Origin of the sequence: uncultured Mucilaginibacter sp. (genome assembly GCF_903913935.1) — a bacterium.
Taxonomy (GTDB): Bacteria; Bacteroidota; Bacteroidia; order Sphingobacteriales; family Sphingobacteriaceae; genus Mucilaginibacter.
This window is the reverse complement of sequence record NZ_CAIWNH010000448.1, coordinates 1-14,453: the sequence shown is the minus strand read 5'-3', so window position 1 is coordinate 14,453 and position 14,453 is coordinate 1. Positions and strand designations below refer to the sequence as shown.

Sequence of the window (14,453 nt, the reverse complement as noted above, 5' to 3'; positions counted from 1 at the left end):
TATTGAGTAATGTCATCAATTTCATAGTCTAACTTCAGGGCGTCCAAAACGGCTGTAATAGCCTTTTCTGATAAAGCATCCTCAATATTTACCGTTAATGTTTTCATATACCTAAAAAACAATGTGATTATTACAAATTGAATAAAATTACTGCAAATTACTTAATAGCTTAACTTTACCCCATGAATTTAAAAGTAATTGCTTTTGATGCGGACGATACCCTTTGGGTAAATGAACCCTATTTCAGGCATACGGAAGAACAGTTTTATAATTTATTGGGTGAATTCTCCTCGCAGCAGGGTTTGGAGCGCGAGCTGTTTAAAATCGAAATTGAAAACCTTGGCTTTTATGGTTACGGCATTAAAGGTTTTGTGTTGTCGATGATTGAGACTGCCCTGAAAGTTACCGATAACAAAATAAGTACCGAAGTTATAGGGAAGATCATTGAATTGGGTAAGGAAATGATGAACCGGCCTATTGAGCTGCTTGACGGTGTTGAAGAAGTGCTGGATGCCCTGAAAGATAAATACAGGCTGGTAGTAGCCACCAAAGGCGACCTGCTCGACCAGGAACGCAAATTAAAAAAATCTGGCATTAGTCACTATTTTCATCATATCGAGATCATGAGCGAAAAGGACGATGCCAATTACCTGAAACTGATCAAACACCTGGATATTCAGCCAAATGAACTGATGATGGTGGGTAACTCCCTTAAAAGTGATATTTTGCCGGTATTAAACGTTGGCGGGCATGGCGTGCATGTGCCTTACCATATTACCTGGGCGCACGAACATATCGAGGATACCATTGATGATGAAAGGTTTAAGAGTGTGGAGGTGATAAGGGAGGTATTGGCGTTTTTATAGGAGCACTTTAGATTTGACAGCTTTTCAAAAGTTGTCAAATCTTTAAATTCAAAAAAGTAATTAAATCCGAAATCGAAATTCCGAAATTTATCAATCCGCCTCTGCTTCCTGTAAATACATTTCGTCAATAGGCTGGGCGTATTTCTTTTCGATCACTTTACGTTTGGCTTTCATTGTAGGAGTGATCTCGCCATCATCAATGCTGAAGGGGTTACGTTTTACTTTAAAGTGTTTGATGCGTTCGAATTTGGCCAGTTCGTTGGAAAGGCGTTTGATGTCCTGGCCAACCCAGTCTATAATTTCCTTCTCCTCGATAAACCAGTCGGGTTCTTCAAAAAAGCTTTCACTTAAATTAAAGGCTTCCTGCAGGCTTTCTTTTGATGGTACAACAATGGCGGTAATATACTCCCGTTTATCGCCTACTAAAAATACCTGCTCAATTTTCGGGCTCTTTAAGTAGGTGTTTTCAACTGGCGTTGGGTAAATGTTTTTACCGTACGCATTTACCAGCATATTTTTAAGGCGGTCGGTAATTTGCAGGTTGCCACGGTAATAGCGGCCTATATCACCGGTGTGGAACCAGCCGTCAGGATCAATTACAGATGCAGTCTCCTCAGGTTTATTCCAGTAGCCTTTCATTACACAATGCCCGCGGACGATAATTTCGCCTTCTTCGGATTGAAAATCTTCTTTAAAAGTATCGTGCGTTTGGATAGTGTAAATCTGTTTGGTATCCACGTTTTGGATTGCCACTTCAATACCGGGAATAATGCGGCCAACGGTGCCGTAAATAATTCGGTCGGTTTCGGTAACGGCCATTACCGGCGAAGTTTCTGTCAACCCAAAACCTTCCAGTATTTTTATGCCCAGGTCACCGAAGAACTCACCGATGTTTTTTGGCAAAGCGCCACCGCCCGAAAGCATGATCTTTAGGCGACCACCAGTTTTTTCCTTGATCTTACTGAATACCAGTTTTTCGGCAAGTTTATGCTGCTGGCTTAAAATAAGCCCCGGTTTTTTACCGGCCTCTTTTACCAGCCTCACATCGCGGCCAATTTTTAACGACCACAAAAAGATCTTCGATTTAACACCACCGGCAGACGTGCCATTTTTCATAGCACGGTCGTGGATGCGCTCTAAAAGTCGCGGTACGCAGTTCATTACGGTTGGCCTAACTTCGGCCATGTTTTTGGCCAGCAGATCAAGGCTTTGAGCAAAGGCTATTTTGCTGCCGGTGTACAGGCAGATATGGTAAGTGGCGGTACGTTCAAAAACATGGGATAGCGGCAGGAAGGATAAAAATATATCGTCTTTAACAATAATCGGGATCTGGATCAGGCTCACCCTCACATTTTCAGTAAGGTTAAAATGGGTGAGCATAACACCTTTTGGCGTACCAGTGGTGCCCGAAGTATAGATCAAACAGGAAAGATCTGAGGGTAAAATAGCTTCGCGGGCAATGTTTATCGCAGTGCGGTGTTTTTCAACCAGTTTATTGCCTTCGTCCATCAATTGCCCAAAGCTGATGACACCGGTGTTCAGGTTCAGTTTGTTGGTGAATTTTTCAAAGTCATCAAATGCCGGGATCAGCCTGACTAATGCCGGGCAGTTATTGGCTACTTTAAGCACTTTGCGAAATAAAAACGGGTTGCCGCACAAAATAGCACGGGCGCCGGAGTCATTTAAAATATACTCAATTTCGGCTTCGCTTAGGGTGGGATATATGGATGTGTTTATTGCGCCTAATTGTTGCAGTGCCTGGTCGTAATAAACATAGTCCGGCCCGTTTTCAATGATCAATGCCAGTCGGTCGCCTTTTTTGATGCCGATCTCGAGAAAATAGGCGGAGATGGCGTCAATTTTTTCAAGCGCTTCCTTATAGCTGATATCTATCCAGGTATCAGCAACTTTATGGCTCATAAAAGTATGGGTATCCGGGTGGATATTTTTTACAATATTCCGTATAAGGCCAGGAATGGTTGATTTGTTGGCTACCGTGTTCATTAAGTTTAAATCGGGTTTACTGGGTAACAAATCTAATTTATTTGGCAATAAAAGCAAACAGGTTATTTGTGAAGTTGTTCGAGGGTATTTGTTTCGAAATCATACAATTCCTGAACGGGGACTATTTTTCTGGAATCGCTATTGATGTCTTTGCCTTCTTTGGTCCACAGGTATGGATAAATTGAAAATCCCTCATCGCCATGCACCATGACTAGGTCAGTTTTCCACGCAGCCCATCTTAGACCGCCATAGAATTCATCCATATTGCCAACCAGGCACAGGTTTATAAAATCGGTATAGCCAATTTTTAAATCCTCCCACTTCAGGTCATCAGGTGCCAGGTAGTAGATTTGCCCCATGTCTTTCCCAAAGGCACCTCCATTTATAGCAAAAAAACCACCAACAACGTCATCTGCAACCAGGAGAAATTTTGGTTGCTCGCCCAAATCATTAAAGCTTTTGCCCTTGTTCCAGGCGGGTAAGCTTCGGTTTAACCTGCTATTTCCCGAACCCAACACACGAATCCATCCGTTATCAAAAAGTATCCCGCCGGTATTGTAAATAATGGCTCCCATTATTGAGTGGGTTGTTACCTGTGTTTGATATAAGGCTTCTTTAGCCTTTTCGCGGTCCGCAGGTAAAATTTCAAATTTATTCCGGGCTATTTCGGTTGCTTTTTTGAAAGCGGTCCAACCAGACGAATCAGCTGATAACTCTGTAATGGTACGTAATTTGTTTTGAGCAAATGAGTTTATACTGGTTTTCAAAAAAATAATGATTAAAAGGAAGCATGATTTAACCGCCATATTATTTTAGTTAGGTTCAAAGTGGTAAATATAAGGTAAGCAAATAAAAAAGGCCCCATAAATGGAGCCTTCCTATTAATTTTGTTTTTACTGTGTTACACCGAAAAACTTTCGCCGCAGCCGCAGGTACGGCTGGCATTTGGGTTATGGAAATTAAAACCTTTGCCGTTTAGCCCGTCCGAAAAATCAAGTTCGGTTCCGGCCAGGTACAGGAATGATTTCATATCAAGGGCAAATTTAACGCCCCGGTCCTCAAAAAACTGATCGCCTTTTTTTATCTCGTTATCAAAATCGAGATTATACGATAAGCCCGAACAACCACCTCCTTTAACAGAAACCCTGAGGAAATAGGAGCCATCAAGCCCCGCATCCTGGATCAGGTTGTCTATTTTGCTTTTTGCTTTATCTGTTACAGTTACCATTTTTTAGTCTTAAGTCTCGAGTCGCAAGTCTTGAGTTTGCATATTTGATCAAACTACTCACTTCCCCCGGCCCACCATTTATAATTAGTGGTGAACCTTTTCTGATTCAATTGGCGCCATGCCGTTTTTTACGCGGAAATCATTGATGGCGGCTTTAATTGCATCCTCAGCCAATACCGAGCAATGTATTTTTACCGGCGGAAGGGCGAGTTCTTCAACAATATCCATGTTGTCAATCTTCATGGCATCATCAATGCTTTTGCCTTTAAGCCATTCTGTTGCTAATGATGACGAAGCAATTGCCGATCCGCAGCCAAAGGTTTTAAATTTAGCGTCGGTGATCACATTGTCTTCACCTACCTCAATTTGCAGGCGCATCACGTCGCCGCATTCAGGTGCACCTACCAGGCCTGTACCAACTTTGTGGCTGCTTTTATCCAAAGTGCCCACGTTGCGCGGATTGGTGTAGTGATCGATTACTTTATCTGAATATGCCATATCTTTATAATTAGTGAGTTATTGAATTAGTGAATTAGTGAGTTAAACGGGCTTTATGCATCTGCACATTTGCACATCCGCATATTTGCACATCAATTAATGTTCTGCCCACTCTATTTTGCTCAGGTCGACACCTTCTTTAAACATTTCCCATAGTGGTGAAAGTTCGCGGAGGTGGTTAACTGATTTTTTGGTTACTTCGATGGCGTAATCTACTTCCTCTTCGGTAGTAAAACGGCCAAGTCCGAAACGTATAGATGAATGCGCCAGGTCATCAGACAGGCCCAAACTTTTTAATACATACGATGGTTCCAGTGAAGCTGAAGTACAAGCAGAACCTGATGATACCGCCAGGTCCTTCATAGCCATCATCAAACCTTCGCCTTCAACATACTTGAAAGATATATTGGCGACGTGTGGTAAGCGGTGTTCTATGTTTCCGTTCACATAACTTTCTTCCAGTACCGTTAATGAATTCTGTAATTTATCGCGCAGGGCGGATAAACGTTTTGCTTCGCTTTCCATTTCCAGTCCGCATAATTCACAGGCTTTACCTAAGCCCACAATACCGGGGACGTTTAACGTACCTGAACGCATACCGCGTTCGTGACCGCCGCCGTCCATTTGTGCGGTAACTTTAACCCTCGGGCCTTTGCGGCGTACATACAATGCGCCAACCCCTTTAGGTCCGTATATTTTATGTGCCGATAATGCCAGCAGGTCGATGCCGTCGGTATTTACATTAACCGGGATCTTACCAACTGCTTGTACGGCATCAGTCATAAACAAGGCGCCATGCTTGTGTGCAATGGCCGAAATTTCTTTGATAGGTTGTATGACGCCGATCTCGTTGTTGCCATACATTACCGAAACCAAAATAGTTTCAGGGGTCATGCTTTGTTCAAGCAATTCCAGGTCAACCAGGCCATCTTCTTTAACAGGAAGGTAAGTTACCTTACCGCCCAATTTTTCCAAGTGTTTGCAGGCATCAAGCACAGCTTTATGCTCAGTAACAGTGGTAATGATGTGGTTACCTTTCTCTTTATACATTTCAAACACGCCTTTAATAGCAAGGTTGTCTGATTCTGTAGCGCCGGATGTAAAGATGATCTCTTTTTCGCTTGCACCAATCAGTTTTGCCACTTGTTCGCGGGCATAGTCAACACCTTCTTCAGCTACCCAGCCAAACGGATGGTTACGGCTTGCGGCGTTGCCAAACTTTGTGGTAAAATAAGGCAGCATAGCTTCCAAAACCCTGGGATCCATGGGTGTAGTGGCGTTATTGTCTAAATATATCGGGAGGTTCATATTGCTTTAAATACTTAACAATACAAAAGTAAATAAAGTTTATTTAAAATCATTAAAAATAAGGAGAAATTGACTTAAGCCGCCAATAATTTACAATATTTGGACATGAACAAGATAGAGCACATCGGTATTGCAGTAAGCGATTTAAGCGCGGCAGGCAGTTTGTATGAAAAGCTTTTGAATACAACTATCTATAAAACAGAGGATGTGCCGTCTGAAAACGTTAAAACCGCTTTTTTGCAATCCGGGCCAAATAAAATAGAGCTATTAGAAGCTTCGGATGAGAACAGCCAGATCGCTAAATTCATCGCCAAAAAAGGGGAGGGGATCCATCACATTGCTTTTGAGGTGGATGATATCAAAGCCGAAATGGCCCGTTTGAAAAATGAGGGTTTTGTTTTGTTGAACGAAGAGCCAAAACGCGGCGCGGATAATAAATGGGTTTGTTTTGTGCACCCGAAGAGTGCGGGTGGGGTGTTGGTGGAGTTGTGCCAGGAGATCAGTTAGTATTATGGGAGTTGATTTTTTATCCGTTGTGATCTTATTGGTGATTGCCGCTATTCCGGTATTCTTCTTTTGGCGATTGGTTTTTAGAAAAAACCAATCAAAAGCGAGAAAAAGAATAATAACGGTGTTGTTGACCGTTGTTACAATCCCCATACTCTATTTTTTGCTAATATTTGGTTGGGTTGAAACGGTTCAATATTATCCCAACCGTGATTTTGATGAGAACGCATGGAAGGCAGATTCAGACAGACGCTACGAATATACCCACGACCTTATCAAAAGAAAATTATTAATCGGTAAAACGCGGGCGCAGGTGGAATATGTTTTAGGTAAGAACAGCGATACAAGCCAAACAGAATTTTATTATTATATAGGTTTCCGACCGGAAATTACCGGCATTGATCCCAGTACGCTGATTATTAATTTGAGAAATGGGAAAGTCGATACGGTGATTGAGTATGATAAATAAAGGTGGAGTATTTATCGATTTTAAACGTGTTTTTCTGCGTTAGCGATAGAAGCGGATACCGGCCCGTGATTAAGGCCTGTGAAGTATGAGCGGATAGCGCGGCCCGCCTCTATCAGCGGGAATGCCCAAATACCTATTTACAACAAATTGATAATTCGCGAAGGGTAGCCACTAACGTGGCAAAAAACTTTCTTTATTTATATGCTACAAAGCGGTAGCCCCTCTGGGGCATTGATTTAGCAAGGGGGACAACGGGCTTTAAATACCAGGATGTTTAAGCTAAAGAGTTTGGTTTTAGCTCAAATTAAATTTCTTTAAATGGAAATTTATCTGAGTTTAAATTGCTGATTATCAAAGTAAAAAAAACATGAACGATGAACCATTATCCATGAACTAAAAAAACTTGCAGAAATATAAAATAAGTGATACATTTGCACCTCTTTTATAAGAAGTAATAATACAATGAAAAAAGATCTGCACCCTTCAAATTATAGATTAGTTGTTTTTAAAGATATGTCAAATGACTATTCTTTCATCACTAAATCATGCATCGACTCACGTGAATCAGTGAAGTGGGAAGATGGTAACGAATATCCATTGATCAAATTGGAAATTTCGCATACTTCACACCCTTTTTATACCGGTAAAATGAAGCTGGTTGATACTGCAGGGCGTATTGATAAATTCCGCACCCGTTACAACAAAAAATAATCACCTTGATTATTTAAAATATTGATGAATCTCTCCGCCCAAACGCGGAGGGATTTTTTTATTTTTGCGCCATGGCAATTATCCTTTTTGACGATAACGCACACCAAACTCTACGGCCTTTAACGTTTACCCGCCCGGTTGCCGATTTGCGTATCGGTATTTTAACCATTGCCGAAAAGTGGGCCAAATATTTAAATAGCGACTTTTCATGGCATACACAATCCTGGCTGCAGGGTAAATTCCCTGTAAATATTGAAGCAGAGAATATATTTATCAACGGTGCAGTTTGCCCGGATGAGGATATAGTTGAAGCCATTGGCCAATTACAGTATGGTGACGTGTTGAAATACGGCGATCAATTGATCGCTATCAAATTAAACCGGGATTTTGCTGCAAGCTTTGAACCTGGAGTTGCAACAGGCACCGTGGTTAACCTGAAACATACCCCTGTTGTTATTAAATACCCCGAGGATATTTTCAGGAACAATGATGCCGAACTGCGCAAAGATTTTAAACTGCTCACCAAAGGGCGCAGCAGCGCTAAAATAAGTTCAACCAATACGATCATTGGTAATGATTTTTTTGCTGAAGAAGGCGCCCTAGCCGAATGCTCTACCTTTAATACTACTAACGGCCCTATTTACCTTGCTGCAAATACCGAGGTTTGGGAAGGTACCCATATTCGGGGGGGCTTTGCTATTTGCGAACATTCGCAGGTAAAAATGGGGACAAAGATTTATGGCGCTACCACCGTTGGGCCATATTGCAGGGTGGGCGGCGAGTTGAATAACGCGGTGATATGGGGTTACTCCTCAAAAGGCCACGAAGGTTACCTGGGTAACGCGGTAGTTGGCGAATGGTGTAATATCGGCGCAGACTCGAATAACTCCAACCTGAAAAATAATTACGAAGAAGTAAAGCTGTGGGATTATACTACCCAGCGTTTCCGTAAAACAGGCTTACAGTTTTGCGGTCTGATCCTGGCCGATCATTCCAAATGCGCTATCAATACCATGTTTAATACCGGTACGGTAGTAGGGGTGAGCGCCAATATTTTCGGAGCGGGATTCCCAAGGAATTTTGTGCCTGATTTTTCATGGGGCGGCTCAGGGGGGTACGAGGTCTATTCTATCAAAAAAATGTTCGATACGGCCGAAAAGGTTTTTGCCCGCCGCGATCACCGAAATTTTGATGAGAACGAAAAGGAAATTTTGTGCAAGGTATTTGAACTGACGCAGGAGTTTCGAAGGTTTTGAAACCCGCGTTTGTAAAAAAATTTACGCCCGGGTTTGCGCCCACGTTGTAAATTGATATTGAAATAAAGAACACAACACAGGGGGCGCAAAATGTTGCGGCCCTACAGATAAACACAATCAACCAAACATTAAAATGAGAAAAAAAATTGTTGCCGGAAACTGGAAAATGAACCTGGATTATAACGAAGGTTTAAGCTTATTTTCAGAAGTGATCAATATGGTAAAGGATGAAATTACAGGAAATCAGCAGGCGGTGGTTTGCAGCCCGTTTATTCATCTGCACAGCCTTGTTCAACTGGCAAAAGGGTATGATAAAGTTTCGGTAGGCGCTCAAAACGCTCACCAGGCCGAATCTGGCGCTTATACCGGCGAGATTTCTGCAAAAATGATCAAATCTGTGGACGCTGAATATGTGATCCTTGGTCACTCAGAACGCCGCCAGTATTTTGGCGAAGACAACGCTTTGTTAGCCAAAAAAACCGATACTGCTTTAAAAAATGGTTTGAAACCAATCTTCTGCATCGGCGAAACGTTACAGGAGCGCGAAGCCAACCAGCATTTTGATATCATCAAAAGCCAATTGGTTGAAGGGGTTTTTCATTTGGATGAAGCACAATTTAGCTTATTAGTTATTGCTTACGAACCCGTTTGGGCTATCGGAACTGGCGTTACTGCTTCGTCTGACCAGGCGCAGGAGATCCATGCCTTTATCCGTAAAGAGATCGCTGCAAAATACGGACAGGAAGTTGCTGACGATACCACTATCCTATACGGTGGCAGTTGCAACCCTAAAAACGCTCCCGAATTATTTGCCTGTGCGGATATTGACGGTGGGTTAATCGGTGGCGCTTCGTTAAAATCGCGCGACTTTGTTGATATCGTAAAGGTTTTCAATTAAGATCCAATTTTAAATATGGGCATTCAGCGGACAAAACAAAGTTTTGGCAAACGGGCGGCAAAAATATTTTTGCCTGTTTTAATTGCGCTGAATGTACCATTGCTTTGTATCCAGGTTGATTCGCTGTTAAATCCCATCGATCTTTCAAAAGCAGGCAAATGGGCGATGTCCGGCTCGCAGGCTTTCGATTATTACATCGTGCCAGCGGTGCTGGTGGTCCTTTTTATCGTGCAATGGTTAATCCTTGTGCCGGTGTGGAACAGGTGGCTGTATAAATTTCGGCGGGTGCTGTTATCTTCATTGTTTATCAGCATCCTTATTTCAGTGCTGATTGCCGGATTGCTTGGGTATTGTACATGGTCAAACCAGTTGGGGCCAAGCATCAATCAATCTAATACAGATGAATTAGTTAATTTGATTTTGTTGATGAGTGGCTTTATTGTGACTTACTGCATTCTGAATGTTATTACGCTTTATTTTTTGGACAGATCGTACATCAGGAATTTAAAATCTCAAAAACTCCAGGCAATTTGATGATAGAACTTTTACTTTTTATTGATTCATCAGTCGAGAAAATCCGCGTTAGCTACATATAATGAAGAAGCTGTTAAAAGTTCTGTTGCCACCTTTTATAGGGTTTTGCCTTTATTTTATTGCGATAAGGTATAGTTCTCATTATTTTAACCTGAATATTGGCCAGATAGGTACCGGTAGCCTGGACGGTTTTATGGCCTACTACAGGTATGCACTCCCTTTATTATTTATTGTTGCTATTTTAACGCAGTTACTGATAGTTGTCCCAATCTGGAATAAAGTACTAACTAAGTCGGCATCAGCCAGGTTTTGGGCGATATTTTCCTTTGTTTTTGTTTGTTTTATGATGGCTGGCGCACTTAGTTATCCTATTTGGGATAAAGTTACTAGTGTCCATCATTTACTAAAAGTTTTTCTGTTTATGTCGGCCGTTCAACTTATTTATTGGTTGATCAATTTTGTTGCGCTGATCATCATTGAATAAAAACTTTGCTAAAATCTAACCTCATGAATTATTACGAATTACTGTTCACTACGATACCTGCCGAAGAATACCAGCAGGACCTGCTTATTAATGCTTTAGGCGAAATAGGGTTTGATACTTTTGAGGAAGTTGACTTTGGCTTTAAAGCGTATATCCCGACTGCTGATTTTGACCAGGAAAAACTGGACGAACAGGTGGCGATGTATAAAGACATGTTCTCCTTTAGTTATGAAATAACCCTAATCCCTCAAAAAAACTGGAACGAAGTATGGGAAAGCAACTTTGAACCGATAGCCATTGGTGATCGGATTTTTGTGCGGGCGACATTTCACCATCCGCGGCCCGAATTTCCTTATGAAATTGTGATTGATCCAAAGATGGCATTTGGTACCGGGCACCATCAAACCACGTCCATGATGCTGGAATGGATCCTTGAAACAGACTTTGCCGGTAAAAAAGTATTGGATATGGGATGTGGTACCGGGATTTTAGCCATTATGGCGGCTAAACTTGGCGCGGGGGAAATTACAGCAATTGATTATGACCCGGTTTGCTTTGATAGCACTATTGAAAACGCAAAATTTAACGGGGTGAATAATATCATAGCGCTTTGCGGATCAAAAGAAGTAATCCCTGACGAGCAATTTGATATTATCCTCGCCAATATCAACCGCAATATTTTACTCGACCAGATGGAGCGGTATGGAGAAGTATTAAAACCGGGCGGCGAAATATATTTCAGCGGGTTTTATGAAACGCCTGATCTTGATATTATTATAGCCGAAGCAGCAAAACACGGACTAAAATACATCAGTCATAAGACCAATAAAGATTGGGTAGCGGCGAAGTTTGTGAACTAATAATGAAATGGCCTGTTTTAAAAGAACGTAGGCAAAAGTAATGTGATATTCTGCCATAGTGAATCTTAGTGAATCCTTTGTGCCCCTTTTGGTTGATTTTACCGCAAAGAGCACAAAGAAAGCACTTAGGAGTGCACAAAGAACCAATGCTTCGATGATAACCAGCTACGATTAGTATAATGTTATACGCAAAACAGAGGCTTTAAGCAGCCAAATTTGTTTAATACCCCAGGGTAAAACGTTTTTTGATATAATGATTATTTTCAATCTCATCAACGATCGCTACGGCCATATCTTCAACCGAGATTTCGCATTTCCCTGCTGCATCAAAAACCGGCTCGTCAGTTCCGAGGCGGAACTTACCAGTACGTTCGCCTGGGTGCAGGTTAATTGCGGGGCTTAAAAATGTCCAGTCTAAATCATTTTCCTTGTACAAAGTGTTCAGGAAATCGCGGGCAGCGGTAGCTCCGGCTTTATATTCAGCCGGAAACTGAGGGCCGTCTACCAGTTGTGCGCCATTAATCCTGAGGCTACCTGCACCGCCAACAACCAATAAGCGTTTTACACCTGCTTTTTTTACAGCTTCCTGGATTGATTCAGAACCTTTTATAAAGTCGCTGTAAATCTCAGGATTGGTCCACCCCGGGTTGTAAGCACTGATCACCGCATCGCTGCCTTTAATCAGTTCGGCTAAATGCCCGGTGTTAAATATATCAGCTGGTTCCAGCGTTAAATTTTCATTTTTTACGGCGATTTTGTCAGCGTTGCGTACGATCGCGATTACATGGTGTCCACGGTTTAATAGTTCATTTAAAACCGGTGTTCCTACAAAGCCTGATGCTCCTATTAATACTACTTTCATGTTGGTTTTTTTTTGTAATTAAATATGTTACAGTTTGATTTAAATTTTTTTAGTCAAATTGACCGGTAAACTCAGCAAGGGTTTTAGTCACCAGCTTTTCGGTCAGGCTGTCTTCAACTTCTTTATACAAAGTATCCAGGTGTTGGTTTATTTGCCGTCCAACCGGGCAGGCGGGGTTGGGCAAGTTTTTGGCCTGTCCTAAAATAGATTGCCGTTTAACGGCCTGATAGATATCTGAAAGCCTGATCTGCGCTGCATCTTTGCCGAGTGCATAGCCGCCTGCAGCTCCTTCCTTGCTTATAATTAAACCGTTGTTGCGCAGATTACTCAGTTCTTTTCTAACCAAAGCGGCATTTGCATTTATGCTTGAAGCAATCAATTCAGAAGACAGCAATTCACCTTCCGCTTTGGTAAGTAGTGTCATGATATGAATTGCTATCGAAAATCTTCCGTTCATTTGTAATAAATAAAATTACAGATCAAATATAGCTTGTTTTTACTTGTTTCATTCGTTTTTTAATGATTTTTTAATTTATTACAGGATTATGATATATCCCAGGCGCAAATCATTTAAAATAATGCAAATGCCATCGAATAGCAAATTTAACCAGTTGGAAAAATATTAAAGTTTGTCGAGCATTAATTTCTAACCTATTTTATGAGCATTCTGATATTATTTCTACAAATATAAACTGTAATATCCAGGCCGGACAGCAGGATCAATACAGGGCCAATATAAATCGCAACAGGTTATTGGCCACAATATGTTTTGGAAAACACTGATTTGAACATAATTTTAGTGGGAACGCACGGATTATAAATAAAATACGCTTTTTATCATAGAAATAGGGTTTTGGATGTATCTTGTGGTTGTATTATAATACAAATTAAAAGAGGCTAATTACCTGTTAACAAAAAGATTGAATGATTACAAAAAAATATTATTCAAAATAGTTGATAATTAGGTATATATTAAATATAATTGTAACTTTATTAACCTATGGGAAACCTACACCCTTAGTTAGACAGACATGAAGACACTTGGAAAAAAAATTCGGTTATTACGTCATCAAAAGGGATGGAGCCAGGAAGATGTGGCAAAGCGGTTAGATATATCTATTCCGGCCTTTTCAAAAATTGAAACCGGTATTACGGACATCAATTTATCGAGACTTGAACAGATCTCGGCGTTGTTTGAAATGTCAGTAGTGCAATTACTAACTTTTAGTGATGCTGAACAGGACCAGAAAGTTATTAATGAACTGGAGGTTATTAACAAGAAGTTAATGGACCGCGAGACGGAAGTGATCGACCTGCAAAAGAAAGTTATTGAACTTTTTGAGGAATTGCGCCACAACCGCATTATCGCTTAATACTGCTTTATTGCGGCGATTAAAAGATACAGCGCATGGTTAAATGTTTTTTCCCGAAGGCAACTCCCATGGCCGCGTGCATAGCCAGCATTTTGTCATTAAAGTCGCCAACCCATGATAGTTCCAGTTCTGTGTATTTTTTCAATGGCAAAACATAATCGCCAAGGGTTATAAATAATGCCGATTCAATACCATGATTCTGGAATTTTTGTTTTGTGCCCATCACAATGGCCCTCATTCTTGTAACGGCAGTATATTTCATATACAAAAACTTAAGTTTCCCCAACAAATTCAGTTTTCCTTTTAAGGGTTTCAGCATTTGATTAGCGTCCGGTAAAATGATCAGGAAGGAGGCCGGCTCACCGTTTACATACGCAAACCAGATTAGGTTTTCGTCCATGAGTGGCTTCATTTTCTTGAAGCTTTCCAGGATGGTAGCGTAGGTTATCGGTACAAAGTTTTCAAAATCCCGCCAGGCATCGTTATAAATTTCCATAAAATCAGCCGCGAATTTGTCGATCTCTTTTGCTACCAGGTGCTTAAACTCGTAGCCCGGCTTTTTTGTCACCCATTTTGCTATTTTATAAAAACGCTC

The 14,453-nt window shown here is 41.2% G+C and carries 17 protein-coding genes and 1 pseudogene; 10 read left to right on the top strand and 8 right to left on the bottom strand.

All coding sequences use genetic code 11. The annotated features are described in order from the left end of the window. The first annotated feature begins 182 nt into the window (after positions 1-182). Positions 183-866: an HAD family hydrolase gene (locus tag QZY09_RS17935; RefSeq protein ID WP_295674613.1), complete on the top strand. Its 684-nt coding sequence runs from the start codon at positions 183-185 to the stop codon at positions 864-866. A gap of 90 nt (positions 867-956) precedes the next feature. Here the strand turns inward: QZY09_RS17935 and QZY09_RS17930 are convergent, their stop codons facing one another. The 5 genes from QZY09_RS17930 to QZY09_RS17910 all read right to left on the bottom strand — a co-directional run bounded on the left by QZY09_RS17930 (position 957) and on the right by QZY09_RS17910 (position 5,904). After that, positions 957-2,870 carry a long-chain fatty acid--CoA ligase gene (locus QZY09_RS17930; RefSeq protein ID WP_295674612.1) on the bottom strand — a complete coding sequence of 638 codons (1,914 nt, stop codon included), beginning with the start codon at positions 2,868-2,870 and terminating at the stop codon, positions 957-959. A gap of 62 nt (positions 2,871-2,932) precedes the next feature. Next, positions 2,933-3,637 (bottom strand): DUF2625 domain-containing protein, encoded by a 705-nt coding sequence (locus tag QZY09_RS17925; RefSeq protein WP_295674611.1) that lies wholly within the window; start codon positions 3,635-3,637, stop codon positions 2,933-2,935. A 134-nt stretch (positions 3,638-3,771) separates the two neighbouring features. Beyond that, positions 3,772-4,098, bottom strand: coding sequence for an iron-sulfur cluster assembly accessory protein (locus QZY09_RS17920; RefSeq protein WP_295674610.1), 327 nt, complete (start codon positions 4,096-4,098; stop codon positions 3,772-3,774). Between the two features lie 84 nt (positions 4,099-4,182). Then, positions 4,183-4,596, bottom strand: a complete 414-nt coding sequence (iscU, locus tag QZY09_RS17915; protein ID WP_096357388.1) for a Fe-S cluster assembly scaffold IscU — start codon at positions 4,594-4,596, stop codon at positions 4,183-4,185. Positions 4,597-4,692: 96 nt separating this feature from the next. Then, positions 4,693-5,904, bottom strand: a complete 1,212-nt coding sequence (locus QZY09_RS17910; protein ID WP_295674609.1) for an IscS subfamily cysteine desulfurase — start codon at positions 5,902-5,904, stop codon at positions 4,693-4,695. A 105-nt stretch (positions 5,905-6,009) separates the two neighbouring features. Between QZY09_RS17910 and mce the strand changes: the two genes are divergently transcribed. The 8 genes from mce to prmA all read left to right on the top strand — a co-directional run bounded on the left by mce (position 6,010) and on the right by prmA (position 11,623). Further along, a complete protein-coding gene (mce, locus tag QZY09_RS17905; protein ID WP_295674608.1) occupies positions 6,010-6,411 on the top strand; it encodes a methylmalonyl-CoA epimerase in 402 nt (133 codons plus the stop codon). 4 nt (positions 6,412-6,415) lie between these two features. Further along, positions 6,416-6,880, top strand: a complete 465-nt coding sequence (locus QZY09_RS17900; RefSeq protein ID WP_295674607.1) for a hypothetical protein — start codon at positions 6,416-6,418, stop codon at positions 6,878-6,880. A gap of 462 nt (positions 6,881-7,342) precedes the next feature. After that, on the top strand, positions 7,343-7,591 hold the full coding sequence (locus QZY09_RS17895) for a type B 50S ribosomal protein L31 (RefSeq protein ID WP_295674606.1): 249 nt from the start codon (positions 7,343-7,345) through the stop codon (positions 7,589-7,591). A 71-nt stretch (positions 7,592-7,662) separates the two neighbouring features. After that, on the top strand, positions 7,663-8,847 hold the full coding sequence (locus QZY09_RS17890) for a GlmU family protein (RefSeq protein ID WP_295674604.1): 1,185 nt from the start codon (positions 7,663-7,665) through the stop codon (positions 8,845-8,847). A 133-nt stretch (positions 8,848-8,980) separates the two neighbouring features. Then, the gene (gene tpiA, locus QZY09_RS17885) at positions 8,981-9,745 is read left to right on the top strand and encodes a triose-phosphate isomerase (RefSeq protein ID WP_295674603.1); all 765 of its coding nucleotides are present in this window, start codon (positions 8,981-8,983) and stop codon (positions 9,743-9,745) included. A gap of 15 nt (positions 9,746-9,760) precedes the next feature. Further along, positions 9,761-10,279 (top strand): hypothetical protein, encoded by a 519-nt coding sequence (locus QZY09_RS17880; protein ID WP_295674602.1) that lies wholly within the window; start codon positions 9,761-9,763, stop codon positions 10,277-10,279. 61 nt (positions 10,280-10,340) lie between these two features. After that, positions 10,341-10,763, top strand: coding sequence for a hypothetical protein (locus tag QZY09_RS17875; protein WP_295674601.1), 423 nt, complete (start codon positions 10,341-10,343; stop codon positions 10,761-10,763). Between the two features lie 23 nt (positions 10,764-10,786). Beyond that, on the top strand, positions 10,787-11,623 hold the full coding sequence (prmA, locus tag QZY09_RS17870) for a 50S ribosomal protein L11 methyltransferase (protein WP_295674600.1): 837 nt from the start codon (positions 10,787-10,789) through the stop codon (positions 11,621-11,623). Positions 11,624-11,843: 220 nt separating this feature from the next. On the opposite strand, the gene QZY09_RS17865 is transcribed toward prmA, so the two are convergent. Together QZY09_RS17865 and QZY09_RS17860 are read right to left on the bottom strand one after the other, a co-directional pair. Further along, complete coding sequence (locus QZY09_RS17865; RefSeq protein WP_295674598.1) at positions 11,844-12,485, bottom strand: NAD(P)-dependent oxidoreductase; 642 nt, start codon at positions 12,483-12,485, stop codon at positions 11,844-11,846. Positions 12,486-12,534: 49 nt separating this feature from the next. Further along, positions 12,535-12,942: an Rrf2 family transcriptional regulator gene (locus QZY09_RS17860; protein ID WP_295674596.1), complete on the bottom strand. Its 408-nt coding sequence runs from the start codon at positions 12,940-12,942 to the stop codon at positions 12,535-12,537. 574 nt (positions 12,943-13,516) lie between these two features. On the opposite strand from QZY09_RS17860, the gene QZY09_RS17855 reads away from it, so the two are divergent. Beyond that, positions 13,517-13,858, top strand: coding sequence for a helix-turn-helix transcriptional regulator (locus tag QZY09_RS17855; RefSeq protein ID WP_096351696.1), 342 nt, complete (start codon positions 13,517-13,519; stop codon positions 13,856-13,858). Between the two features lie 19 nt (positions 13,859-13,877). Here QZY09_RS17855 and QZY09_RS17850 read toward each other — a convergent pair. Then, positions 13,878-14,453 (bottom strand): annotated as a pseudogene (locus QZY09_RS17850) (GNAT family N-acetyltransferase); the annotation flags it as partial.

Bases quoted from the DNA above. Each gene is read 5' to 3' on its own strand.
- QZY09_RS17920 (WP_295674610.1), bottom strand. From the start codon at position 4,098: ATGGTAACTGTAACAGATAAAGCAAAAAGCAAAATAGACAACCTGATC.
- QZY09_RS17900 (WP_295674607.1), top strand. From the start codon at position 6,416: ATGGGAGTTGATTTTTTATCCGTTGTGATCTTATTGGTGATTGCCGCT.
- prmA (WP_295674600.1), top strand. From the start codon at position 10,787: ATGAATTATTACGAATTACTGTTCACTACGATACCTGCCGAAGAATAC.
- QZY09_RS17935 (WP_295674613.1), top strand. From the start codon at position 183: ATGAATTTAAAAGTAATTGCTTTTGATGCGGACGATACCCTTTGGGTA.
- QZY09_RS17855 (WP_096351696.1), top strand. From the start codon at position 13,517: ATGAAGACACTTGGAAAAAAAATTCGGTTATTACGTCATCAAAAGGGA.
- QZY09_RS17930 (WP_295674612.1), bottom strand. From the start codon at position 2,870: ATGAACACGGTAGCCAACAAATCAACCATTCCTGGCCTTATACGGAAT.
- QZY09_RS17880 (WP_295674602.1), top strand. From the start codon at position 9,761: ATGGGCATTCAGCGGACAAAACAAAGTTTTGGCAAACGGGCGGCAAAA.
- tpiA (WP_295674603.1), top strand. From the start codon at position 8,981: ATGAGAAAAAAAATTGTTGCCGGAAACTGGAAAATGAACCTGGATTAT.
- QZY09_RS17895 (WP_295674606.1), top strand. From the start codon at position 7,343: ATGAAAAAAGATCTGCACCCTTCAAATTATAGATTAGTTGTTTTTAAA.
- QZY09_RS17865 (WP_295674598.1), bottom strand. From the start codon at position 12,485: ATGAAAGTAGTATTAATAGGAGCATCAGGCTTTGTAGGAACACCGGTT.
- QZY09_RS17910 (WP_295674609.1), bottom strand. From the start codon at position 5,904: ATGAACCTCCCGATATATTTAGACAATAACGCCACTACACCCATGGAT.
- mce (WP_295674608.1), top strand. From the start codon at position 6,010: ATGAACAAGATAGAGCACATCGGTATTGCAGTAAGCGATTTAAGCGCG.
- QZY09_RS17860 (WP_295674596.1), bottom strand. From the start codon at position 12,942: ATGAACGGAAGATTTTCGATAGCAATTCATATCATGACACTACTTACC.
- QZY09_RS17890 (WP_295674604.1), top strand. From the start codon at position 7,663: ATGGCAATTATCCTTTTTGACGATAACGCACACCAAACTCTACGGCCT.
- QZY09_RS17875 (WP_295674601.1), top strand. From the start codon at position 10,341: ATGAAGAAGCTGTTAAAAGTTCTGTTGCCACCTTTTATAGGGTTTTGC.
- iscU (WP_096357388.1), bottom strand. From the start codon at position 4,596: ATGGCATATTCAGATAAAGTAATCGATCACTACACCAATCCGCGCAAC.